The sequence below is a fragment of the Nostoc sp. genome (assembly GCF_036917575.1).
Classification (GTDB): domain Bacteria; phylum Cyanobacteriota; class Cyanobacteriia; order Cyanobacteriales; family Nostocaceae; genus Nostoc.
In genome coordinates this window covers 61336-85432 of record NZ_JBALDC010000070.1, presented here as the reverse complement: position 1 = coordinate 85432, position 24097 = coordinate 61336, and the positions used below count along the sequence as shown (strand labels likewise).

Here is a 24097-nt window from a genome sequence, read left to right as displayed (position 1 = left end):
TGGGCACTGCCCACCTGACACCACAATTTAAATAGGTGAACATCAATGGACTTTTACACAGTAGTACTCAAGCAAAGCGTTGGTTATTGGGTTGCGTTGTGTTTAGAAAATGGAATTGTAGGACAGGGCACTATTCAAGAAGATGCTATTAGTAAGCTAAAAGAGGCTATTGAATCTTTTGAAAATCTTTATGAGTCTGAAAGTAATATTTATAAATCTCCGGTTTCAATAGATGAATTACATGAATTTTTATTTATTGAAGAACAGGAACAAAATTCAGAGATATATGAATTAAGAAAGGTTTATGCCTAAAAATATACCTTCCCTGAAACCAAAGGAGTTAATTAAGCTTTTAGAACAAGCAGGTTGCATATTCCATAGAGAAGGAAAAGGCGACCATTGTTTATATACTCGTGAAGTTGATGGTAAAAGGAGAGTAGTTCCTATAGATATGGGTGCAAGAGAAATGTCTCCTGCTTATGTTTTGCGTATTTTTCGGCAGTTTGGTTTTACTGATGAGGAAATTGAAAGTCTTTTAAAATAGATGTTAAGTATTTTTACTGTGAAACATATTATAGAAATACAATAATCTATATACAAATTATTGTATTTAAAAATTTTCATGCCCTACTTAAAATCAAAACATTTAACAACCAACTTGAAGAAACGAAATGAGGAGTCAGGCAAAGCGAATCGTAAATTAATTTACATTGGTGGAGAAATTCACTTTCAGTCTGAACAAGATTTAGAAGATTATATTGAAGCTTATTTTGACATAATATTTCCAGAATTGGTTTTAATTAAACGTCAGCATAGTCTCAAAATGCAGCGTTGTGATTTACTATGCTGTAACAAACTAAATAAACAAGCAGTCATTATTGAATTAAAAAATGAAGAAGATAGAGGATTGGTATCTCAACTATTGAGATATCGAAAAAATATTCTGCAAAATCAATCTTTAGCTGACCAACTCGATTACTCATTACCGATAAAATTAATCGCTATTGCTCCTAGTTTTCATGGCGACAACTACACAGATAAAGAAGCATCAAAATTTGAAAATGATATATTTTTTTTAAAATTTCATGTTGAATATCAGACGACAGGTGCTAAATTCCAATTAGAAGGTAAGAACTATGATATTCTTTACCCTGTATTTGGCTTACCTGGTAGTTTGCAAAATGAAGACTTACAAAATACAGTCTTACCAGCTTTTACTCATAACTTTAAAAGTAACTTACCTGTAGATACTCATCAAAACTTTAGAATCATCAGAGAGCTTTTTATCGCTCAACCAAAGATAAAGGAAATGGTTAGCCCTACTTATAGAAAAATATTATATGGTACTGGCGAAGGAGAAAATCATAAGAAACTAGCTGAAATAACTAATACAAGTAAAGGAATATGGTTATTTCTTTGGTTGCCAACTAAGGTGAAAACTAAAATTAAAATTCCAGTAGCACGATTTGGTCTTGTATTAGCTGCAAATAACAGCCATTTTGCTCAAGATTCTGTCGTCGAATGGTTGGTGTGTACTAAGACTACCGTTAATATTGAAGAAAAATCTAATAATCATTTTTGTTACTCATTTAACAGGCATGGTATGACAAAATGGACAAATGCAAATATGTATTTATGTCAAGCGTCCAGTGATATAAATATAAACACTTTAGATTTATTCATCTATCTCCTGAAAGGTGCTACCCGTCCTTTTGATGATTCTATTTGGGAATGGTGGAGGTCACAGGAAAGAAATACTCCTACTAATTTGGGATGGTATATTGATTTAGCCATTCAGACTTGGAACTATAGGATTAAGTAAACAACATAAAATAAACAATTTATTGATTTTATAAATGTCATTTTCAGTCAAGCTTTAGGAGTTAAAAATAACAATGTTTTAATCTAATTGACCATTATATCAGCGCGATCGCACCTGGTAAATTAGGGATGCGTAGGCGTAGCCCGTCGTAGACATCGCTGTAAACTGTTAAAGTATAATTCGTCTGAGATTACCACCTTGTTCGATGAAATTTTGCAACGAATGCGGGATAAAGTTTCTTCTCGTCAGTATTTAATGACGCTACATGCTGAAGAAGAAATGAGCGATGACAATCTAACAATCTATGACATTGAACAAGGTATCCTCACAGGGGAAATACTGGAACGTCAAAAGGATAAAGTGACAGCAGAATTTAAATATCGCATTAGAGGTTTAACTCTTGATGCAGGGGAAGTCGAAATAATTGCCAAGCTAAGTCCAACTGGAAAACTTGTTATCATTAGTGTATACATACCCTAATACCAGGAAAGCGGCAAATGCTGTGTGATATTTGTGGAAGCGAAGGTGTAAAAATCCGCCAAATTACTAGAACCTATGGTAAGGGTAAAGACCTGCTAGTAATAGAAAACATTCCAGTGATAACCTGTACTCATTGCGGCGAAAGTTATTTAACTGCTGAAACTCTTCACAAAATTGAACAGATCAAAACTAACCGTAAAAAATTAGCTGTTGAACGTCCTGTAGAAGTAGCTAGCTTTGAATCATAAATAATTGCCAAAACCAAATATTGCTTCAGCTGTTCTCTCACTAATACACATTTATGGACTTTTACACAACAATTTTGCGAAATAGTGCGGGTTATTAGGTTACTTTATACTTAGAAAATGACTGGTAGGGCAAGGGATAAATCAAGAAGCAGCGATCAAACAAATTAATGAAGCGATCGCCTCTTTTTTGAAAGTCTATAAAATAGAACTTAATATTTACCATGCTTCACTCACCATAGAAGAATTACATGAGATTTTGGCAGTGGAAGACACTGAATAAGAATGCTAATTACGAATTCCGCCCTGCGGTACTAATCTCCAGTGCTATGTCCTGAACTTTGAGTTTTAGCTTCTGATGGATCAGGCTGAGGTTTTTGATATTTACCTGGATATTTGTGCTGAAAATAAGCTTCTAGTACTTGTAAAACCATCGGGCCGCAAATAGTACCGCCATGTTCGCCAGTATTTTCCCCAAAAGCCACAACCACAATTTCTGGCTTATTACTGGGCGCATAAGCACCAAACCATGTATGATTTGGGCGACCAACACCAGCTTCAGCTGTGCCACTTTTCCCGGATGCTGGGGCAATTGTCGGCACGTCCAAGCGCTTACCAGTGCCTTCACTCACCACCTTCCGCAGTCCTTCGCGGAGAACTTTGATAGTTGTCGGCTTCATATTTAAGGATTCTCGCCAACTTTTTGCTTCTTCGTTATCTTTAAGCAAATGCGGCTGAACTCGATACCCGCCATTAGCAGGAACAGAAAACATAATCGCCGATTGCAGAGGTGTCACTTGCAAAGCGCCTTGACCAATTGACATATTAATGGTGTCACCAACACTCCAAGGCGTTTTCAAAACTTTCTGCTTCCATGTTTCATCTGGAACCAAACCTATTGATTCTTCATCACGAAATTCAATACCAGTTCTTTGACCAAATCCGTATTTGCGACTCCATTTGATTAAAGTTGGGCCGCCAACTTTCCTGCCAACTTGATAGAAGAAAGTATCGCTACTCATAGCGATCGCTCTTGGAAATCCTAATGGCCCAAATCCAGCGTGGTTCCACTCACCAAATGTCACCCCACCCACGGTCAGAGAACCAAAGGTTTGTAGTATTGAGTCAGGAGAAAACTTACCTGATTCAAGTCCAGCTGTTGTAGTGACAATTTTGAAAGTACTGGCGGGCGGAAAGGCACTTAGGGCACGATTAACCAAAGGATGATCTTTACCTTGCAAGCTTTCCCAATCTTTCTGGGAGAGTTTTTGTTTAGAGAAGATATTCGGGTCAAAGGTGGGATAAGATACCAGCGCTAAAACAGCACCATTATTCGGATCGATTGCTGCGATCGCACCTCGGTGATTTCCCAAAGCTTTTTGGGCTGCTTTTTGCACATCTAAATCTATAGTTAGGTGCAAATCGTTACCAGCCTTTGCCTGTTTCTCTCCGATAACCCGGATTGGTCTACCTGCACCATCCACTTCTACCTGCTGACCGCCCCATTCGCCCCGTAGAGCTTTCTCATAAGCCTTTTCCACGCCCATCTGACCGATTACATCTCCCAGTCGGTAGCCTTCCTCCTTCTTGCCCTTTAACTGCTCGGCAGTCAATTCCCGCGTATAACCTAGTACGTGCGCTAATTCCTTGCCGTGGGGATAATAACGTACAGAATCTGTATTTATTTCCACTTCTGGAAGTTCATTTTTATACTCCTTTAATGCCGTAATTTCTGCTTCATTTAAATCGCGAGCAACCCGGATGAGCGAAGAAGAATTAGCACCTGCTTGTTCTAATTTCTTTTCCATCTCATCTTGAGGAATGTTGAGAATTTGTGCTAGACGCGGGCCGACTACAGACCAAGAAGGCTTAGTATGTGCCATTGGCCACAAATATACTGAGCTAGGATAGCGAGTACTGGCTAAAAGTTTGCCATTCCGGTCAAAAATATTGCCTCGTTCTGGTTGTTTGGCAATCATCCGAATTCGGTTTGCTTCGGCTCGTTCCCGGAGTTTTGGCCCATCAACTATTTGCAAGTAGGCTAAACGAACCTCAATCCCAGTGATCGTTAATAGGGTAAATACGATTAAAAATATTGATTGGAAACCACGTCCAACTGTACGTGTATCTTTTTTGTTGCCAAGTGATGGGAATAAAGACATAAGTATCAATTCAAAATTCAAAATTCAAAATGAATAAATGCAATTTTAGCCTGCCTTTCAGCAATTGCTAATATGCAATTTTAAGACTTTTTAACTTAATTACAGATCATCTAAATGAGTAAGCTAGTATATAAAATTACCATACCAGTATTTTGTTACTGAGTATAAAAGAATTGAGCAAGTATATTCTTGAACAATTGTTTTTGGCGGATACAATAAACCAAAGTGTCAAATATAGTCTGCCCAAAAGACTAAATCAATTGACATAACGTAAGATCGTGGCATTCTACTGAGGATTATGGCTCAAATTGTCATGCAAAATCAGAGGGGGATAACAAATTCTCAACCACTTGATGTTGAACTGCGTAACGTCTTCAAGTTTTTTAACCAAGAACCAGCAGTAAATGGCATTAATTTGGATGTCAGACAAGGAGAATTTTTTAGTATTTTAGGCCCCTCCGGTTGTGGTAAAACAACAACACTACGCTTAATTGCTGGGTTTGAAATTGCTGACGCTGGTAAGGTATTTATTCAGGGTCAGTCCATGACTAATGTGCCCTCTTACCGCCGACCCGTCAATACTGTATTTCAAAGTTACGCTCTATTTAACCATCTGAATGTCTGGAATAACATCGCCTTTGGACTGCGGTTAAAAAAAATACCCAAATCGAAAATTGAAGCTAGAGTCGAAGAAGCTTTAAAACTCGTGAAAATGGAAAGTTTGCGATCGCGTTTTCCCAATCAACTTTCTGGTGGTCAACAGCAGCGAGTCGCTTTAGCAAGGGCTTTAGTCAACCGTCCCACCGTCGTCCTACTGGATGAACCTTTAGGGGCGTTAGATTTAAAACTACGTAAGGAAATGCAGGTTGAGTTATCAAATTTACACAAAGAGTTAGGGTTAACCTTTGTGATGGTGACACACGACCAAGAAGAAGCATTGTCTTTGAGCGATCGCATTGCCGTGATGAATCAAGGCAAAATTGAACAAGTTGGCACTCCTAGCCAAATTTACGAACGTCCCTGCACATCGTTTGTTGCTGATTTTATTGGTGATACTAATTTATTCAGTGGTGAAATTGTCGCGGTAGACTCCTCTAATATTAAAATCTCAACAAAAATGGGACTCTCAATTGTTATTAACCGCGCTGAAGATACACCAACTGAATTATCACAAGCTGTAGTAGTGAGTGTGCGTCCAGAAAAAATACAGCTTTCGCTTTATCCACCCAATTTGCCAGCTAACTGCTTTGAAGGACGGCTTGTTGACGTGATGTATTTGGGCACACACATTAATTATGTTATGGAATTAACAAATGGCATTAGTATTAATGTGCTGCAACCTAATACTTTTGGTACTTTACCAGACCGTGACACACCTATTTACGCCTGGTGGGCAGAAACTGATTGTTTAGCTATTAGTCAATAGTCAAGCACTGTTTATTTCCGTACTGGAATTGCAATCACAAACTCTGTACCTTTTCCTGTGGAAGAGTTGCAGTGTATTGAACCTCCGTGTTTTTCCACAACAATTTGACGGGCGATCGCCAACCCCAATCCTGTCCCTTTTCCCACAGATTTTGTCGTAAACAAATGGTCAAATATCTTTTGTTTGACTGCTTCATTCATGCCATTAGCATTATCAGCAATGATTATTTGAACCTGATTATCTTTCAATGAGGTTTGAATTGTAATCTTGTGAGGATTTTCTTGGATTTCTGCAAAATTACGCTCAGTATTTGACTCATCCAAGGCATCAATGGCATTAGCGAGGATATTCATAAATACTTGGTTTAATTGTCCAGGAAAACATTCAACTTGGGGCAACCTACCATAATCAGTTATTACTTCAATTGCTGGACGTTGCTCATTGGCTTTGAGGCGATGTTTGAGAATTAAAATTGTACTTTCAATACCTTCATGAATTTGAAATGGTACTTTGTAATCTTTATCAGCACGGGAGAAAGTTCTTAAACTAGTGCTGATATTTTTGAGGCGATCGCACGCCATCACCATTGAATCTATTATCTTGGGTAAATCTTCTAAACTATAATCTAAGTCGATTTCTTCTGCATGAGCGATAATTTCAACACCCGCATTAGGTAAACTTTCTTGATAAAGTTTCAAGTGTTGCACAACATCAGCAATAGTAGGTTTAGCTTGTTTAAGACTTGCATAAATAAAGCCCAAAGGATTATTCATTTCATGGGCTACCCCAGCAACTAAATTACCCAGTGCTGACATTTTCTCATTTTGAACAATTTGTAATTGGGCTTGTTGTAAATCTTCTAAGGCTGTTCCGAGTGCTTGAGATTTTTCTGTAACCGCTGATTCAGCTTGTTTGCGATCGCTAATATTAATAGTCGTCCCGACTATGCGATAAACTTTGCCCGTCTCATCTTTTAATGGACTGAGTGTGGTTAACCACCAAGTTTTCTGGTGATTAAATGTTAGACATTCTTCATAGGTGACGGGTATTCCGGTTTGGAAACAATGCAGATATTTTTGCTCCATTGCTGCACCTTCATCAGCACCTATTACTTCTTGCGGAGTTTTACCCAGCACTTGAAAAGCAGATATACCAGCCGCTAATTCGCACGATTTACTCCATCCTGTGTACTCAAACCTACCATTATCTCGTATATCACTCACAAAGATTAAACAGCCAACACCTTCATAAATACTGCTAAGGAACTTTCCTCGCTCTTGAAGATGATTATATAATTGGGCATTTTCCAAAGAAATTGCTGCTTGAGTGCAGAGGAAATTTATAATAGAAAGGCGATCGCTAGTAAATACCCCTTGCGTCAGTTTATTTTCTAGGTAAAGAATCCCGACTAAATGCCCTTGATTAATAATTGGGGTACATAATACACTTTGGGGTTGTGTTCGCTGCATATATTCCCCGATCAACCCAATAATATCTGTTTTGCAATTGTCTATAATAACTGTTTGTTGAGTATTTCTAACGTAATGAAGAATTTTTACAGGAATATCTTGACAAGTGTCGATTGATTGTGGTTCAAGAATAGTTTGGATATTAATCTGGGAATTTGCTTTATGATTGATAAAAGTAATTGCCCTAACTTGCCAAATATCATCTTGGGGAAGAATTAATACAGCTTTTTTCGCACCAGAGTTTTCTAGAATAATCTGGCTCAAGCTGACAATGAGTCGATCTAATTCTAGAGTACTGGAGATAGCTTGAGCAGCTTTGAGGACAGAGGTAAAATCTAGTGCATCGGAAATACTAGTGTTGCTAGTGGTAGAAGTGCGAGTAGATGAAGAAGTGCTACGAAAGCTAATAGTTTCTAGGGGGTTGAAGTTGATTCGTTGCTGTTGCAGAATGGATTGGAGTAGTTGGGGATAACGTTTTTCTAAATCTTCTATTTTGGCTTTTGCGCCCCAATGAGCGTAACAGTAGTATGCTTCTTGCATATATGCTTGGGCAACTTTTTCTTTACCCCAATCGAGATAAAATTTGGCTATTAGTTCATTACTAAGTGCTTCTTCTTGGATGTAGCCATTGGCTTTGGCTAGAGTTATGGCGCGATCGTAATTTTCAAGTGCTTCTGCTTTATTGCCCAAAACTCTTTGTTTTTCAGCCTCAACTAAATGCCATTTATGCAGATGATTTGTGGGAGCATTTTGCGCCGATTGGTACAGAGTGGTTTGATGGATTTCTACCTGGGCAATAATTACAGAAAGTTCAATTTCTGAGTGGGTGGAAAATAGGGCTAAGTACGTCAAGGCTGCATAGAAATGGTAAATCGGAATAAAAATCAATCCTGATACCGCAAGTAAATACTTCTCCCCTTCGTCAATATAAGCGATCGCAGCTTTGTAATCACCAAAAGAATAGGCAAGCAACAGTTTGTAGATATACAACTCAGCCATCACCGTGAGTTCATTAGCCTGACGATGCTTGGGAATCATCACCGTTTCATCGTAGATACTACCGCTCAAACAATCCGGCTGAATGCAAGTTTCCCTGAAGTTCTGTGCTGCCTGCCGCATAATACTTACATAAGTCTGCGCAGAATGTTGCTTCGCCTGAGTTAAAGCGGCGTTATAACTTGTTATATCTAATTCCAAATTGCTGAGTTCAGAGCCACTCCAAAAGACTGCATAGCTGTAACAACATACGTTATAGCCAGCGTGTAAAAAATCGCCAGTTTCCATACCAGAATTAAAACCAGCTTTCAACAACGGTATCGTTGCCGAGAGTGCTTCTTGGTGATGCTGAATAAAGCCACCAAACAACATGGAAATTGTCGATTTGAATTCCCGCGCATTGAACCGATCTAGCAAATTCAATGCCAATTGCCCAAAACCGTAACCTCCTTCAACCTCTCCCAAAAATGCACACAGCACCATTCCGTGCAGCCCATATCCCGCCGTGGAGGCAGGCGTATTCCCAAACTGAAGCGATAGGCTGACCATTGTGGAGCTAATTAGGGGCAATAAACCCGGCATTCCTTGGAAAACGGGTGCAAACAACATTCCTAACAGTTGCATGGCAGCCTGTGCTTGGGGATCGATCATCACTGGTAAGTCAGCTAGTTCCTCAATTCGTTTGCCTGCAAGTTGACTAGCAAGAACTTGTAAAGCTTTACCAATCTCAGCATTGTTTGGCTCGATGGGTAGTTCAACTCCCAATTGTTTTAAAGCATCTCTGCCAACTGCGATCGCTTCTAATAGTCTGCTCTGGGCAGTCTCAGCAGCAATTTTAATTTCGTAAATTTTAACTTTGTCTAAAATCGTCTGGGCTGATTGCAACACCTGTACCGCTATCTGTTCCATACCATCAAAGTCAGCATTTAAGTAGGCGGCTTCGGTGGCGGCAACATAGAGACTCAGGGTCAATTCATATTGATCTTGCCAGCAGTTCACTGTGAGTAGCTCAATCCCAGTTTGCAAATAGGCTCTAGCCGCAGCATAAGCAGTAGAATTTTTGGCTTTACCTCCAGCTGCTAAGTTAAGTCGAGCCAAAGCTTCTCGCTCGTTTGATTGAGCGATCAACTCTTGCCCTAAATTCAAATGTCCGACAATATCAAATAGTTTTTCTTCTTGTTCTATTTGAGAGGAATTTTGTAGAAGTAATTGACCAATTTTAAGATGAGTTGCTTGTTTCTGGTTATCAGGAATTAGAGTATAGGCAGCTTGTTGTACTCTGTCATGCAAAAATTTATAATTAGCTGTCCTTTGTCCTTTCTCCTTTGTCATTCGTTCGCTCTCTTCTAATGACATAGGCGCTTCTCTACCAGACGCTACGCGAACGCCTTCCCACCGGGTATGACCAATGACTAATGACGAATCTTGATAAAATTTATAAACATCACTAATTGGTAAAATTAACCCTTCTTGTAAAGCCTTCCATAAACTAGCAGCTGTTTCAATTTCTGATGATTCCAAAACGATCGCCAAAGTTGTTAAATCAAATTGATTGCCAATACAAGCGGCTAGTTGTAATACATTTTGAGTTGATTTAGGTAGTCTTTGTAATTGAAACACCATGAACTTAACAACATCATCTGTCACCGCTTGCTGATTTATTTTTGTGATGTCACATTGCCAATAACCTGATTTAAAGTTAAATTCAATTAATCCATCTTGATGTAATGCTTTGAGAAACTGTATAGCAAAAAACGGATTACCTTGAGTTTTCTGAAATATCAATTTAGAAACAGGTAATGCCAAATTTTTTATACATTTTAGTGTATCAGCAACTAATTGATTCACTTGCAATTGACTCAGAGGCGCTAAAGTAATCGTATTAATAGTGGCTGCTGTTTTTTTTATATCATGTAAAGTCAACATTAATGGATGTGCTGAATTGACTTCGTTATCACGATAAGCACCAATTAAGAAAAAATGTTTTGTATCAGCAATTAATAACTGGATTAACATTAATGATGCTGAATCTGCCCATTGCAAATCATCTAAAAACATCACTAATGGATGTTTTTCACTGGTAAAGACTTGGGTAAATTTCTGAAATAATAAATTAAACCGATTTTGGGCGGCAGTTCCTGATAATTCTGTAGCAGGTGGTTGTTGACCAATAATTCTTTCTAATTCGGGGATGACTTCAATAATTACCTGTCCATTATCACCTACAGCCGCTAAAATCTTGGTTTTAAATTGCTGGATTTTAGCATCGCTTTCTGTTAATAATTGCTTCATTAAATCGCGGAAGGCTTGTACAAAAGCACTAAAGGGAATATTTCGTTGAAATTGGTCATATTTCCCTTTGATAAAATAACCGCGTTTTTTGACAATTGGTTTATGAACTTCGTTAACTACAACGGTTTTACCAATACCCGAAAAACCAGCTACCAGCATCATTTCTGTCGCACCTGTACTAACGCGCTCAAATGCTTGCAGTAGAGTTTCTACTTCTGTTTCTCGTCCATAAAGTTTATCAGGAATAATAAAGCGATCGCACAGATCCCGTTGCGCAATTGGGAAATGCTTAATTTCACCAGTTTCTTGGAGTTGAGATAAACAAATTTCTAAATCAAATTTTAGTCCCAATGCACTCTGATAGCGGTCTTCAGCATTTTTTGCCATCAATTTCATTACAATGTCACAGAGAACTTGGGGAATCTTTTCCCTATCCCCTAAAAGTGGTGGAAGTTTTGCTAAATGACAATGTACCAACTCCATCGGGTCGTTTGATTGAAACGGTAACTCACCCGTAAGTAGTTCATAAAAAGTCACACCTAAAGAATAAAAGTCAGTCCGGTAGTCAATCCCTCGATTCATTCTTCCTGTTTGTTCGGGAGAAATATAACCAAGTGTGCCTTCCAAGACATTGGGATTCATCAGTGTTTGAGTTTCCCGTGGTAGTAGAGATGCAATACTAAAGTCAATTAATTTGACTTGTTTGGTTTGTGGATTAATTAAGACATTGGCGGGTTTGATATCTTTATGAATAATGCGATCGCGATACAATATATCTAAGGTGTCGCACAGTGCGATCGCTATTTCTAAAAACTCCATCAAAGATTCTAGGTTTTGCCTAACTTTCCACTCCCCACTCCCTAATCCCCAATCCTTGAGAGAAATCCCCCCAAAATCTTCCATTACTAACGCATAACCATTTTGATACGGTTCTAGGCTATAGGTTTGGATAATTAGAGGTGAATTGAGATTTTTAGCGATGGTGTACTGATTCCGAAACGACAAGAGTTCGTTGAAACTCGGATAAGGATTTTTCAGCAGTTTGATCGCTACAGGTAATGAGTCAGTCTCTCGATACCCTCGATATACAATGGTTCTAGAACCATTGTAGAGTTCTTCACTAACCTTGTATCCGGGAATATTAACTCTCGTACTAACCATACTGCTAAATCTTTAAGACTTCCAGATATAGTGTTCCCAGATATACAGCAAACCCGTCGCTGCACGACTTTAAATTTTGAAGATTTAGAGGCGCTAATCCTATCCCTCGTCTACGAGACCCTAGCACGAACAAGAAGTATCCGGGATTTATACCGAAATTTCAATCCTAAATTCTGTACCCTGACCCAGAACCGAGTTAAAACTCAATTTTATCTCGTGGATTTCTTAAAAAATTTGACGAAGGTTCGTGAGTTTCAGAACTATACTTTTACCGACACCTTTCATCGTAAATAAGTGGTCAAAAATCTTTTGTTTTACCTCTTTATACATTCCCTTACTATTGTCAGTAATGGTAATTTTTACGCCTTAATTTCTAGTGAAGTTTTAATTTGTATACGGTTAGAATTAATTTTTTCCTATAATCTTAGACGATATGTGAGAAGTTAAAAATGTCATACTGAATGAAGCAATAACCAAGTGTTGCATCTCATAAACCCACAGGAAATTGCGATTCTTCTCTTCGAGACGCTACGCGAATCCTCCACTTCCTTAGGCTCAGAATGACAAATTATACCTTTCGCACACTTTGTAAATATCCTCTTAGATTAAGAACTATTTGGAATACGTTCAATTTCAGCATATCCACTGAAAATAAGTTTTTGACCTTCAGTTTCTAATCGGTTGAGCCGCATTTTCACTCCATCGAGGTCAAAACGATCGAGATCAACCATATTATCTAAAATTTCTGCCAGTGCCACGCTCAAGGTTTGCGAAATCTCCCGTTGTGCTTCTGGTACTTGGTCAAGTTCGATTTTTGGATCTTTGAAAGAAACTCGCCGCCGCCTTTCAATGCTTATAGCTAGGATCATGCTTAAAGGTACAAGTTCGCCATTGTTTAAATCTGCTTTTGCTACAAGTTGTAAGTGATTTTCTGGTAATAGCTTTACCTGAACTTCCGTAAAGGAGACTGGTTCACCGCCAGATAATGCTGTCAGTGATGGTATGGTGAGGTCAAGTAGGCGCTTTTTCACCAGTTCTGCATTAAAGGCTTGGTTTATGCCTGCTTCTGATAAAATTACTTGAGCGATCGCTTGAGTGGGTTGCTTAAGACTAAGTTTGCCCTTTAAAACCGAGCCGAAGTCAATCGCCACCGCATCGGTTTCAAAAGACATCTCCTCTACCGCGAAATCTTTCCGAATCACCAAGCCACGACCGCTCATTTTGAAGCTATCAATGCTGCCTTGTAAGAGCTTGCTGGAGGGGTAACAGCGCACAAAGACTTCTACTGACTCGCTCATGCTAAACAGGTGGCGAATCGTTTGGCTGGCGACTGTGTTGAGCATCCGCTCTCCCCAATCTGTGCCTTTAGGATCTTGTAAACCAGTAAGTCCGCCGAACATGTGGTTTTGGGTCTCTAGAAGTTCTTTGTACTTTTGTAACAAATGATGAAGAATACAGCAAGCGATCCCATGATTAATTGTGCTGATGGGTAGGTATAGAATAGCTGATGGTTCATAAAATAATGTATTAAATATTACTAATAACCGAGGTATAAAGGAACGTATTATGAATATAAACGGAAAATGCAGCAGAAGTATAGTATTTCAAGCAATGAAAAATGAGTCAAATGTTGACATTAATATAGAACTTCTGCAAAGAAAATTATGAATATTGCGTATGAGAATCTACCAATTTGTATTGAGGTGATATATAACCAGCATTAAAAGATTGTCATAAAGCTGTTGAAATATATAAATTTTAAGGTGAAATAATTAAATTACAGAAAGTACAAATTATATTGAAAAGCTTATGTGAACTATAGCTTGTTTGAGAACTCATATTTTGCTGTTAATAATTTTTTGTATTTATCTGGATTAAAATTAAAGGTAATTTTTCCAGTTATCCTTATCATATTCCGCATGGTTGAGGATATTTCAAACAAATCCAGTCGCCTTCTACTTGAGCGATCGCGCCACCAGGAAATGGATCGGTTTGCGATCGGTTGGGCGCTATAATTAAAGCCGTTAATTTTTCGATGTGTTCAAAACTGGGCGCATCAGTCAGTATTTGCTGCAATACCTGACGCATCACCCGACGTTGCAACGCCAGTGGTGCTTTCTGCAATACCCGACGATTTAACCTTAAAGGAAGACAAGGAGTAAGAAAATCTTTTTCATGCCCTATCCCCAAGGCTCCATCTCGCAACTTCTGGGCAGCTTTTTCCAAATATTCCACTTCTGCTTGTAAAAGTTCTGCTGTTTGGGCTAAGGCTGATTCTACTTGAGGGTTGAAATTATCTCGCAAATATGGTAATAGTTCTTGGCGAATACGGTTGCGGGCATATTGCAAATCTTGATTGGTGGAATCTTCCCAAATTGGTAATTTGAATTCTTGACAAAATTGCTCTGTTTGTATTCGAGTAATTTCTAAAAGTGGACGCACTAATATAATGCCTGTAGTTAGAGGGCGTTGCCAAGTTAGGGCTTGTAAACCATCAGCACCAGTACCGCGAATTAAATTATAGAGGAGAGTTTCGGCGCGATCGCTGGCAGTGTGTCCTGTAACTATATATTGATAATTATTTACCTGAGCGATCGCACTTAAAGCTTGATAGCGCCAATCGCGTGCAGCAGCTTCACTATTTATCGGCTTGTTCGCTGTTTCTAAATAAAAAGATATATCCCAAGTTTTAGCTAAGTTTTCGACATGGTTAGCGTTAGCTTCGGAGTCAGAACGCCAGCGATGATCGCAGTGAGCGATACCTAAATCCCATCCCCATTTGGATTGTAAATCTAAAAGTAATTTGATTAAACATAAAGAATCTTGTCCGCCGGAAACAGCGACTAATAGCCGTTGGTTACGCTCAAATAAATGGCGCGATCGAATTGTGCGATGTATTTTTGCATGTAGGGGAGTCCATACCATTTTATTTTTTTAGCGTACACAGATACAGATAATTTTCTCTTATATCTGTGTATATAAGTTTGGGTGTTAGTTTTTACCTTCTTTGAGTTGCTGCTGAAGGTCGTCAAGGGGAGAGTTTTCTTATTTAATATCTAATCGATTATCTTCGATTTGAAGATCGGGCGATAGAGATAATTTACTTACAAAAAAGTGTGTAAATTCAAACTTAATATATATTTGTTACCCAAGGGTGGATGATATTATACATCATAAATTTTTCTTGTGATTAGTGCAGGATAGAGCTAGCGTAAAGTGGACAATTTGACAATCTTTAATACTCAAACTACTTGGCGTATAGTCATAGTCTGTCCGCACGCAAGACACTTGATATATGGTTCAGAATCTCGAAAGAACACGCCAGAGTGCAAGGTTTCCCGAAACTGCATCGGCTGCTAATCCCGTATTTTTTAGAACCTATAGCCGCCGGACAAAGGCGGGACTTAGGGAAACTTGGGATGAAGTGTGCGATCGCACTCTACTCGGCTTAGTCGAATTGGGAAAGTTAACTCAACAAGAAGCTGTCATATTGGATAAGATGCAGCGCAACTTGAAAGCTATGCCCAGTGGGCGCTGGCTCTGGGTTGGTGGTGTGTGATTCGTTGAGTCGAAACTGGCTACAGAGAGGCTTTTAGCCAATCCTTAGCCTTGAGATGACTCACTTGGTTCTTAAAAATCCGTTACAAAACCCAAACGGATCACCGAATAAGTAATGTACGGATAGCCGAACCTTGATAACTGTATAACCTTATAGGTGATGTGATAATCCATCACAAAGTCCTATCCTCCAAGCGTGAGAGTGAAAGCATTTCCCCTACCTAGTGACTGGTTATCAAAGGGTAAAGCGGGGAAAAACGCTGGTAAAACCAAACCATGAGGTGAATCCCAGCAAGCAAGAATGCATGGACAACGAAAGTGAAGGTACGTCTGAACAGTCGTAACCCAATAAGCAGCGAAAAAAATGGTTGATACGCTGCGCTCAAAAGACACTGAGACACATAGGAACCTGAAAGTACCGCCATAAAGGTCACGCTTTCCTGTCTCCGGCTGAGTAGTACCGTCCTAAACATTCAAACAAAAGGTTATATGGAACGAAGTAATCCTGTCTGTGGCTCTCTAAGAGGTCGATATTAGAGTAGGAACCAATCCACAAGCCCTAACAGGAAGAGATGGAATCAAAAGCAAAATGCCTACCTGTAATGGGTATGGATAAGCTGACAGATTCCCGATGATTTGGAAGATAGAGTTTCAACAAAAGCAATGAAAATGACTAAAACACGGGAAAAACCGATGGTGGTATGGACACAAGTGAACTGGCGAAAGCTAGAACGCACGGTGTACAAGTTGCAAAAGAGAATCTATCAAGCCTCTCAAAGGGGAGATGTCAAAGCAGTGCGTAAATTGCAAAAGACTCTTCTAAATTCCTGGTCTGCCAAAATGCTTGCCGTCCGTAAAGTGACACAAGATAACCAAGGAAAGAATACTGCGGGAGTAGATGGGAAAAAGGCTCTAACGCCTAAAGCCCGATTTGAGCTAGTGAAAACACTAGAACTAAACCACAAATCTACCCCCACTCGCAGAGTATGGATTCCCAAGCCTGGGAAAACAGAAAAAAGACCTTTGGGTATACCCACTATTGCAGAACGGGCAAAACAAGCACTGGTGAAATTAGCCTTGGAACCCGAATGGGAAGCCAAGTTTGAGCCTAACAGCTACGGATTCCGACCTGGTAGAAGTTGTATGGATGCTATTGAGGGTATCAAAGTAGCAATTAAGCAAAAGAGCAAATATATTCTAGATGCCGATATTGCAAAATGTTTTGACAAAATTGACCATAAGAAACTTTTGAACAAAATCAATACGTTTCCAAAACTTCGCAGACAGATTAAAGCATGGCTTAAGTCTGGTGTTTATGATAGCGGAGCATGGTTTCCAACCGATGAAGGAACCCCTCAAGGTGGTGTAATTTCACCACTATTAGCAAACATCGCTTTACACGGAATGGAAAAGATTGTCAAGGAATTTGCCCGAACCCTTCCAGGGAAAAAAGACAATAACGAGAAGGAAATCACCTTAGTCAGATATGCCGATGATTTTGTCATCCTACATCCCAAGTTGGATGTACTTATGAGGGCTAAAGCACTAATTGAGGAATTCCTTAATGATACTGGTTTAGAACTTAGACCAGAAAAAACTCGCATCACCCACACCTTGGAAAACATGGGTGAAGAAACCCCTGGTTTTGATTTCCTTGGCTTTAATATCCGCCAGTACCCAGTAGGGAAGTACGCAACAGGCAAAAACACACACGGAAAACCGCTAGGATACAAGACATACATTAAGCCAAGCAAAGAGGCTGTTAAAGCTCACTATCAAAGGTTAGCTAATGAAATTGATAAGTTAAAATCTTGTCAATCTCAAGTCGAACTAATCAAGCGACTAAATCCAATCATCACTGGATGGAGCAACTATTACTCCAAAGTTAACAGTGCTGAAATCTTTTCAGAGCTTGACCATTTACTAACACTGAAGTTAATTGCTTGGATTAAGGCTAGACACCTACACAAATCTATAAAACGGTGGATTAGGAAATATTTCGGCTCCAAAGGCGGGTCAAACTGGATATTCCGCGCTATTACCGAAGGTAAAACACTCTATCTTACCTACCACGGTGATTTCCATATCCAGAAATTTGTCAAAGTCAAAGGAGAAGTCAGCCCCTACAACGGCGATTTCATCTACTGGGCTACCCGCATGGGCAAAAGTGTCGAATTACCTACTAGAGTCTCCAAACTGCTGAAAAAGCAGAATGGAAAATGCACAGAATGCAATATGTACTTCAGAGATGGAGATGTAATGGAAGTAGACCATGTTATTCCTCGAACCAAAGGGGGAAAAGACAGCTACGAAAATTACCAACTATTACATAGACACTGCCACGACATCAAAACCAAAAGAGACGGTACTCATGACAAGAGCCAAATCATTGAGGAGCCGTGTGATGCGAAAGTATCACGCACGGTTCTGAAGCCGAGTCACATTGGCGACAATGTGGCTTAGGGTAATACAGACTGGATAACCAAGCCAAAGAACTTTTCTGGGGCTTATAATTGCACCTCTACCAATCTCGAAGACTGGAGTGCCTTCGGCTTAATGATGGATCTGGCAATGATGGGCTGTGGAACTGGAGCCGTCTTAGAACCACAATTTATTAACCAGTTGCCCCTCATTCGGAATCAACTCAAAGTCACTGTCCAAGGCGAAATTGGCAGCACTCCTGTCCAACAGAGGCGTGAATATACTGAAACTCATATAGAAGGCAATAACGTCATTATTCACGTTGGAGATAGCCGTGAAGGTTGGGTTGAATCATATCAAGCCTTATTAGAACTCTCTACTGATGAACAATTTTCAGCAGAAGTTGAAGTATTAGTTGATATCAGCGATGTCCGCAAATCAGGAGAAACTCTCAACGGCTTTGGAGGAGTTGCTAATCCTGTAAAATTACCCGGACTTTATCAGAGTTGTGCATCTATTTTGAATAAAGCTGTAGGACGACAATTAAATTCAGTTGAATGCTGTCTATTAATCGATCAAGCTGCTGTCACAATTGTTGCTGGTAATATTAGACGATCAGCTGGCATGAGGCAAGGTTCAAGCGTTGATAGTTTGTTCGCCGATGCCAAAGATAACTTATGGCAGCAAGATGAAAATGGTAACTGGCGAATCGATCCAGAGCGTGATGCACTACGTATGGCAAATCATACCAGAGTTTTTCACCGCAAGCCAACTTTAGAAGAATGTATCGGTGCTGTCGGCAAACAATATTATAGTGGCGAGGGAGCAATTCAATGGGCTGGTGAAGCCGTGGCGCGATCAAACATTGATTTGCTGCCAACACAGGCTGTGAAAGCTAGTTTTTTGCAAGCTTATGAACAAGGAACAGCAAAACAATGGTTAAAAGAACGTTATCCAAATCTGGATGCTAATGAATTAGAACATCGTTTAGCTCGCTATGGTTTAAATCCGTGTGGTAATTGATTTTGCCTCACGTTAAAAACCTCGCAAAAACGGGGAAAGCTGAGATGCTAATCCCGTGGTAATCAAAGGAAGTAAAAAGCCTTTGACACCGTACAGCGTAGAGAGTGAAACTAGATTACATCGAAAATTGGTATCTAGAATATAATCTCTCCAAGAGTGCGGGGGCGGATGTGAAAAACACTTTTATTATCTGAAGTCACATCTGCAAAATGTACGCGGAGCTACTGCAAATAATCAAGCTGTAGAACTAGGGGATAAAAAGCCTCTAGGATAACAAAGAAAGGAAATCATCGGCTCTAATTTCCACTGTAATTTGTCAGAGGTTCACCTCAATCAAATTGACCCACATAACTACAAGGAACAAGAGGAGGCTTTCACTGCTGGGGCGTTATCTGTAGCAGCACTTTTAAATCACAAATTCTTGGAACCACGCTATCAATACAGCCGTGAATTAGACCCGATTGTGGGAGTTTCTTTTACAGGTTTATTTGATTTCTTTGTCCATGCTTTTGGTGTTGATTGGCTGCGCTGGTGGGAAGAAGGAAGACCGGCAACTCCACAAGGATTAGCTTTCAAGCGTGAGGAAGAGAAATACCTCAGTTCTTGGAGAGATATTGTACATCGGGTGGTTTGGGATTATTGCGATCGCCACAATCTCAAGCGCCCAAATCGTTGCACCACAGTCCAACCCAGTGGCACTAAAGCTTTATTAACTAATGCTAGTTCAGGGTGGCATCCTCCCAAAGCCCAAAGATTCATTCGTCGAATCACCTTCGGCAAAGATGACCCAGTAGCCTTAGCTTGTATTGACTATGGTTACAATGTCATTCCCTCTCAGTCAGACAAAGATGAACAAGGCAATTTGCTTAACGATCCCTTTGATCAAAGGGTGAGTGAATGGCTAGTAGAAATCCCTGTTTCTGTGACTTGGGCTGATTTACCGGGGGCTGATGAAATTGATGTTTCTAAATTTTCAGTCTTAGCCCAATTTGATTTTGTCCTCCAGGTTCAACGTTGGTACGTGACTCACAACACATCAGCCACTTTGGAACTTCGCTCTGATGAAATCGAGCCTTTGGGAGAACGTATTTACGAAACCATCCAGAATGATGAGGGATATATTTCAGCAGCTCTTTTAGCACGTTTTGACGATTTGCAATCATTCCCACGTTTGCCATTTGAACCAATAAATAAATCAACTTACGATCGCTTAACTCAAGAGGTGAAAGCGCGGCGCAAAACAGATGATTTCTGTGCAGTACTAAGCCGCTACGATTTCGGCGAAATGACAGAGGCTGGCCCTAGTGGTTGTGATTCTGACAAGTGTATGTTTCCCGATCAGCAACCAAGCTCATAACGCCAAATGACGGGGGATTAAGGGTGAGAGAGGAGGGGAGCAAAGGAGCAGGGGGAATTATTGAACAAATCTCTTCCTTGTCTCCTCCCTCTTCCTTGTCTATCTTGTCTGTTCTCCATGCCCCATGCCCAATGCTTAATCCTTTAACACGTTACGATCAATTAAGAAGTAATAATTTTTTACGGCAGTGCCAGGAGTCTTTTTATGTTCATTGATGAATTGTCACCTATATTCAGAGAATTTACTCGCCATCCAGTCTCATTTGTGGGTGGGTTTTTCTCTGGTGTACTTCGACTCAATCTTGCAGACGATCCAGTAAAAAGCTGGCTAGATAAACAGACTCGCTCAAATGGTTACACCAGCATCACCATAACGGATGCATATAACGGCAAAGCCACTGGCCCTCAGCAGATTTCGATTGACTAAAAACTCCAACATGACGTAGTTAAATTTACTACAAAATAGGGAGTTAGAGCTGCCGTAGGCAACACTGACTCCCTACTTTCTACAATAATGATTTTTACTTCGGGGATTGAAATGGTAACGAGTAAACATATCATTAATTGGAATGGGTGATTTATTTGAACCGTGCTGGATTATACAAATTTGAAAAAAGAATGCGACAGATACATACGGACATACCTTTGTTCTGTCTGGCTTTCTTAATGCGTGAATTTTGAATTGGTATTAGTTGGTTGTTCACCTATTAAGAGATACTAAAGGCAGGTACATAGGCAAGAAAATATGGAATCCCTAACCTCTCGTATGCAGGCGGTACAGTCGCCAATTATTCCTGTGGTTGGGGAACTGATTAAAAACTCTCCTGGAACTATCTCTTTAGGACAAGGTGTTGTTTTTTACAACCCACCAGATGAAGCTATAGGATTTTTAAGCAAATTCTTGACCGAACCCACAAATAATTTATACAAATCAGTTGAGGGAATTCCGCCTTTACTGATAGCACTTGCAGCAAAATTGCAAACATTCAACGGCATTGAAATCAGCGAGAAAAACTGTATCGTTGTGACAGCAGGGAGCAATATGGGATTTATGAATGCCATTCTTGCTATCACTAACCCAGGCGACGAAATTATTTTGAATACGCCCTACTATTTCAATCACGAAATGGCGATCGCAATGGCTGGTTGTCGTCCGATATTAGTGGCGACAGATGAAAATTACCAACTGCGTCCAGATGCGATCGCTCAAGCAATTACTCCTAAAACAAAGGCTGTGGTGACAATTTCCCCAAATAATCCAACTGGAGTTGTCTATTCTAAAGCCGCATTGCGCCAAGTAAATCAAATTTGTGGCACTCGCAGTATTTACCACATCAGCGATGAAGCTTATGAATACTTTACTTATAACGGGGTAAAACACATTTCACCTGGTGCATTTGATCATAGTAGCGAGTACACCATTTCTCTCTATAGCCTTTCCAAAGCATACGGTTTTGCCAGTTGGCGCATTGGCTACATGGTGATTCCCAAACACTTACTTGTGGCTGTTAAAAAAGTCCAGGATACAATTTTGATTTGTCCGCCAGTCATTTCTCAATATGCAGCTTTAGGGGCATTGCAGGCAAAAGATGATTATTTGAAGAGTAATATAGGAGCGTTGGCGCAGCCTGCCGTAGGCATCGCTCAAGTACGCCAACTAGTATTAGACTCCCTTAACCGTTTACAAAGCTTATGTAGCATTATTCCCGCCAATGGCGCTTTCTATTTTTTCCTCAAAGTTCATACCCAGATGGATGCTTTTGAGTTAGTCAAAAGACTGATTCAGGAACATAAAGTAGCAGTTATTCCCGGTACAACCTTTGGCATGGATGACGGATGCTACCTACGCGTTGCTTATGGGGCGCTGCAAAAAGAGACGGTAAAAGAAGGTATAGAGAGATTAGTGCAAGGTTTGGAAACTATAGTCAGGAGTTAAGAGTCATCCAATTCCTGCCTCCTGCCTCCTTCACGTACCTCGTCTGTAATCCAAAATAGAAAATTCAACAGATGTCAATTATTAATAAGTTAATTGAAATTGAAACTAAGCCAAAAATTAATATTCATAATATTACTCCCCAAATTCAAGATTTTATTGCCTCAACATCAATTAAAAATGGACAAGCTTTAGTATTTTCTCGACATACGACAACAGCATTAGCTATCAACGAAAATGAAGTCAGATTATTAGAAGATATAAAAGTATTCTTGCAAAAATTAGCACCTGAGTCAGATAGCTATTTACATAATGATTTGCATTTAAGAGATGTTCCGGAAGATGAACCAATTAATGCTCATTCTCATTTGATGGCAATGATGCTGACTACAAGTGAGATAATTCCCATTGTAGATGGTAAATTAGCTCTGGGAACCTGGCAATCTGTGTTGTTTTTTGAGTTGGATGGCCCGCGAAAAAGAACAGTATTTGTCCAAATCTCTGGCGAATAATGCAACCTCACATCCGCAGTTATCCCAAAATAACCTAAATCTGAGAAAATTACGAACACGAACAATAAATGTATCAGTTGAATTTATCTACAGTAATTTAAAACCTAAAAGAATGTTTTCTAACATTACCTTCCCTACCACAAACCAGGACTTTCGTTGTGTCAAAGGCAGACACCATTAAGTTATGAAAAATAATGATAATTTTGTATTACGTAATACTTGGTATTATGCTTTGCCCAGCAATCAAATCAAGCCGGGTATGATGATCAGCCGCATTTTCTTAGGAGAACCGGTGTTGTTAGTTCGTAGCCAGGATGGCAAAGTCTCTGCAATGACGGACATTTGTCCTCATCGTGGTGTGCCCTTGAGTTGTGGGAGATTCAATGGGGAAGAAGTTGAATGCTGTTATCACGGTTGGCGCTTTAACTCGGCTGGGCGCTGTACTGCGATACCTTCTCTTATAGAGGAGCAGCAAATGGATTTGAGTCGCTTTGATGTGCAGTCATATAGTGTTCGTGAAGCCCAAGGGAATATCTGGATATATATGCCCGATCGCGATAACCCTCAATCAGCTTCGGAGATTGAGATTCCGGTAATTCCAGGGTTTGACGATCGCTCGCACCAGTTTGTAGAGGTGGTAAAATTCCCTTGTTTTATAGATCATGCGGTAGTAGGTCTGATGGATCCTGCCCATTCACCTTATGTTCATCGTGCTTGGTGGTGGCGAAATGAGCAATTGCATGAAGAAGTAAAGCAATTCGATGCTTCGCCCTACGGCTTTACGATGCGACGACACCGATTACCTGCGAATGGGGGTCGATTATACTGGCTAATTGGCGGTGGTGTCCCAGAAACGGAGATTTCCTTTCGTTTACCTGGAGTTAGAATTGAAGAAACCACTATTGGTAATAATCGAGTCGTTAATTTAACCGCAGTTACACCAATTTCAGACACAGAAACAGAGGTAACTTTTGCTCTTTACTGGACACTTCCTTGGGTGGGATTTTTTAAGCCACTGTTACACTTGCTGGCGCGGACTTTTATTGACCAAGACCGAACGGTTGTAGAAAAACAGCAAATTGGTTTGAAATATAATCCTGTGCTCCGGCTGATTAAGGACTCAGATATGCAGGCGCAGTGGTACTATCAGTTAAAGCGGGAGTATGCTCGGTCTGTGGCTGAAAGACGAGAATTTGTGAATCCTGTCAAGGGTCAAATACTTCGGTGGCGTGCTTAAAATT

The 24097-nt window shown here is 39.9% G+C and carries 15 protein-coding genes and 3 pseudogenes; 14 read left to right on the top strand and 4 right to left on the bottom strand.

Annotated features, from left to right (window positions below; all coding sequences use genetic code 11):
• Window positions 1-45: 45 nt before the first annotated feature.
• The 5 genes from V7K79_RS20110 (at window position 46) to V7K79_RS20090 (ending at window position 2550) form a co-directional block, all read left to right on the top strand.
• Complete coding sequence (locus V7K79_RS20110) at window positions 46-312, top strand: type II toxin-antitoxin system HicB family antitoxin (RefSeq protein WP_335049751.1); 267 nt, start codon at window positions 46-48, stop codon at window positions 310-312.
• A complete protein-coding gene (locus tag V7K79_RS20105; protein WP_335049750.1) occupies window positions 305-544 on the top strand; it encodes a type II toxin-antitoxin system HicA family toxin in 240 nt (79 codons plus the stop codon). The genes V7K79_RS20110 and V7K79_RS20105 overlap by 8 nt, the downstream gene beginning before the upstream one ends.
• A gap of 78 nt (window positions 545-622) precedes the next feature.
• Window positions 623-1822: a hypothetical protein gene (locus tag V7K79_RS20100; protein WP_335049749.1), complete on the top strand. Its 1200-nt coding sequence runs from the start codon at window positions 623-625 to the stop codon at window positions 1820-1822.
• Window positions 1823-2020: 198 nt separating this feature from the next.
• A complete protein-coding gene (locus V7K79_RS20095) occupies window positions 2021-2302 on the top strand; it encodes a DUF4258 domain-containing protein (protein WP_335049748.1) in 282 nt (93 codons plus the stop codon).
• A gap of 17 nt (window positions 2303-2319) precedes the next feature.
• On the top strand, window positions 2320-2550 hold the full coding sequence (locus V7K79_RS20090; protein ID WP_335049747.1) for a type II toxin-antitoxin system MqsA family antitoxin: 231 nt from the start codon (window positions 2320-2322) through the stop codon (window positions 2548-2550).
• Between the two features lie 311 nt (window positions 2551-2861).
• Here V7K79_RS20090 and mrdA read toward each other — a convergent pair whose 3' ends face one another.
• A complete protein-coding gene (gene mrdA / locus V7K79_RS20085) occupies window positions 2862-4709 on the bottom strand; it encodes a penicillin-binding protein 2 (protein ID WP_335049746.1) in 1848 nt (615 codons plus the stop codon).
• Window positions 4710-5007: 298 nt separating this feature from the next.
• On the opposite strand from mrdA, the gene V7K79_RS20080 reads away from it, so the two are divergent.
• Entirely contained in the window at window positions 5008-6135 is a 1128-nt protein-coding gene (locus V7K79_RS20080; protein ID WP_335049745.1) for an ABC transporter ATP-binding protein, read from the top strand.
• An 11-nt stretch (window positions 6136-6146) separates the two neighbouring features.
• Here V7K79_RS20080 and V7K79_RS20075 read toward each other — a convergent pair whose 3' ends face one another.
• From V7K79_RS20075 to tilS, 3 genes are all read right to left on the bottom strand, one after another.
• Window positions 6147-12053 (bottom strand): AAA family ATPase, encoded by a 5907-nt coding sequence (locus V7K79_RS20075; protein WP_335049744.1) that lies wholly within the window; start codon window positions 12051-12053, stop codon window positions 6147-6149.
• 605 nt (window positions 12054-12658) lie between these two features.
• The gene (locus tag V7K79_RS20070) at window positions 12659-13453 is read right to left on the bottom strand and encodes an LmeA family phospholipid-binding protein (protein ID WP_335049743.1); all 795 of its coding nucleotides are present in this window, start codon (window positions 13451-13453) and stop codon (window positions 12659-12661) included.
• A gap of 508 nt (window positions 13454-13961) precedes the next feature.
• Window positions 13962-14978, bottom strand: coding sequence for a tRNA lysidine(34) synthetase TilS (tilS, locus tag V7K79_RS20065; protein WP_335049742.1), 1017 nt, complete (start codon window positions 14976-14978; stop codon window positions 13962-13964).
• Between the two features lie 370 nt (window positions 14979-15348).
• Here tilS and V7K79_RS20060 point away from each other — a divergent pair.
• The 8 genes and pseudogenes from V7K79_RS20060 to V7K79_RS20030 all read left to right on the top strand — a co-directional run.
• Window positions 15349-15606 (top strand): annotated as a pseudogene (locus V7K79_RS20060) (ribonucleoside-triphosphate reductase, adenosylcobalamin-dependent); the annotation flags it as partial.
• A 668-nt stretch (window positions 15607-16274) separates the two neighbouring features.
• Complete coding sequence (ltrA, locus tag V7K79_RS20055; RefSeq protein WP_335049741.1) at window positions 16275-18074, top strand: group II intron reverse transcriptase/maturase; 1800 nt, start codon at window positions 16275-16277, stop codon at window positions 18072-18074.
• A gap of 93 nt (window positions 18075-18167) precedes the next feature.
• Window positions 18168-19049: pseudogene (locus tag V7K79_RS30035) on the top strand (ribonucleoside-triphosphate reductase, adenosylcobalamin-dependent); the annotation flags it as partial.
• Window positions 19050-19338: 289 nt separating this feature from the next.
• Window positions 19339-20412 (top strand): annotated as a pseudogene (gene nrdJ, locus V7K79_RS30030) (ribonucleoside-triphosphate reductase, adenosylcobalamin-dependent); the annotation flags it as partial.
• 204 nt (window positions 20413-20616) lie between these two features.
• Complete coding sequence (locus V7K79_RS20045) at window positions 20617-20838, top strand: hypothetical protein (protein ID WP_335049740.1); 222 nt, start codon at window positions 20617-20619, stop codon at window positions 20836-20838.
• Between the two features lie 318 nt (window positions 20839-21156).
• A complete protein-coding gene (locus V7K79_RS20040; protein ID WP_335049739.1) occupies window positions 21157-22347 on the top strand; it encodes a pyridoxal phosphate-dependent aminotransferase in 1191 nt (396 codons plus the stop codon).
• Between the two features lie 71 nt (window positions 22348-22418).
• The gene (locus tag V7K79_RS20035) at window positions 22419-22856 is read left to right on the top strand and encodes a secondary thiamine-phosphate synthase enzyme YjbQ (RefSeq protein ID WP_335049738.1); all 438 of its coding nucleotides are present in this window, start codon (window positions 22419-22421) and stop codon (window positions 22854-22856) included.
• A 184-nt stretch (window positions 22857-23040) separates the two neighbouring features.
• Window positions 23041-24093, top strand: coding sequence for an aromatic ring-hydroxylating dioxygenase subunit alpha (locus V7K79_RS20030; RefSeq protein ID WP_335049737.1), 1053 nt, complete (start codon window positions 23041-23043; stop codon window positions 24091-24093).
• Window positions 24094-24097 lie beyond the last annotated feature (4 nt).

Bases quoted from the DNA above. Each gene is read 5' to 3' on its own strand.
- V7K79_RS20110 (WP_335049751.1), top strand. From the start codon at position 46: ATGGACTTTTACACAGTAGTACTCAAGCAAAGCGTTGGTTATTGGGTT.
- V7K79_RS20105 (WP_335049750.1), top strand. From the start codon at position 305: ATGCCTAAAAATATACCTTCCCTGAAACCAAAGGAGTTAATTAAGCTT.
- V7K79_RS20100 (WP_335049749.1), top strand. From the start codon at position 623: ATGCCCTACTTAAAATCAAAACATTTAACAACCAACTTGAAGAAACGA.
- V7K79_RS20090 (WP_335049747.1), top strand. From the start codon at position 2,320: ATGCTGTGTGATATTTGTGGAAGCGAAGGTGTAAAAATCCGCCAAATT.
- mrdA (WP_335049746.1), bottom strand. From the start codon at position 4,709: ATGTCTTTATTCCCATCACTTGGCAACAAAAAAGATACACGTACAGTT.
- V7K79_RS20080 (WP_335049745.1), top strand. From the start codon at position 5,008: ATGGCTCAAATTGTCATGCAAAATCAGAGGGGGATAACAAATTCTCAA.
- V7K79_RS20075 (WP_335049744.1), bottom strand. From the start codon at position 12,053: ATGGTTAGTACGAGAGTTAATATTCCCGGATACAAGGTTAGTGAAGAA.
- V7K79_RS20070 (WP_335049743.1), bottom strand. From the start codon at position 13,453: ATGTTCGGCGGACTTACTGGTTTACAAGATCCTAAAGGCACAGATTGG.
- tilS (WP_335049742.1), bottom strand. From the start codon at position 14,978: ATGGTATGGACTCCCCTACATGCAAAAATACATCGCACAATTCGATCG.
- ltrA (WP_335049741.1), top strand. From the start codon at position 16,275: ATGAAAATGACTAAAACACGGGAAAAACCGATGGTGGTATGGACACAA.
- V7K79_RS20045 (WP_335049740.1), top strand. From the start codon at position 20,617: ATGTTCATTGATGAATTGTCACCTATATTCAGAGAATTTACTCGCCAT.
- V7K79_RS20040 (WP_335049739.1), top strand. From the start codon at position 21,157: ATGGAATCCCTAACCTCTCGTATGCAGGCGGTACAGTCGCCAATTATT.
- V7K79_RS20035 (WP_335049738.1), top strand. From the start codon at position 22,419: ATGTCAATTATTAATAAGTTAATTGAAATTGAAACTAAGCCAAAAATT.
- V7K79_RS20030 (WP_335049737.1), top strand. From the start codon at position 23,041: ATGAAAAATAATGATAATTTTGTATTACGTAATACTTGGTATTATGCT.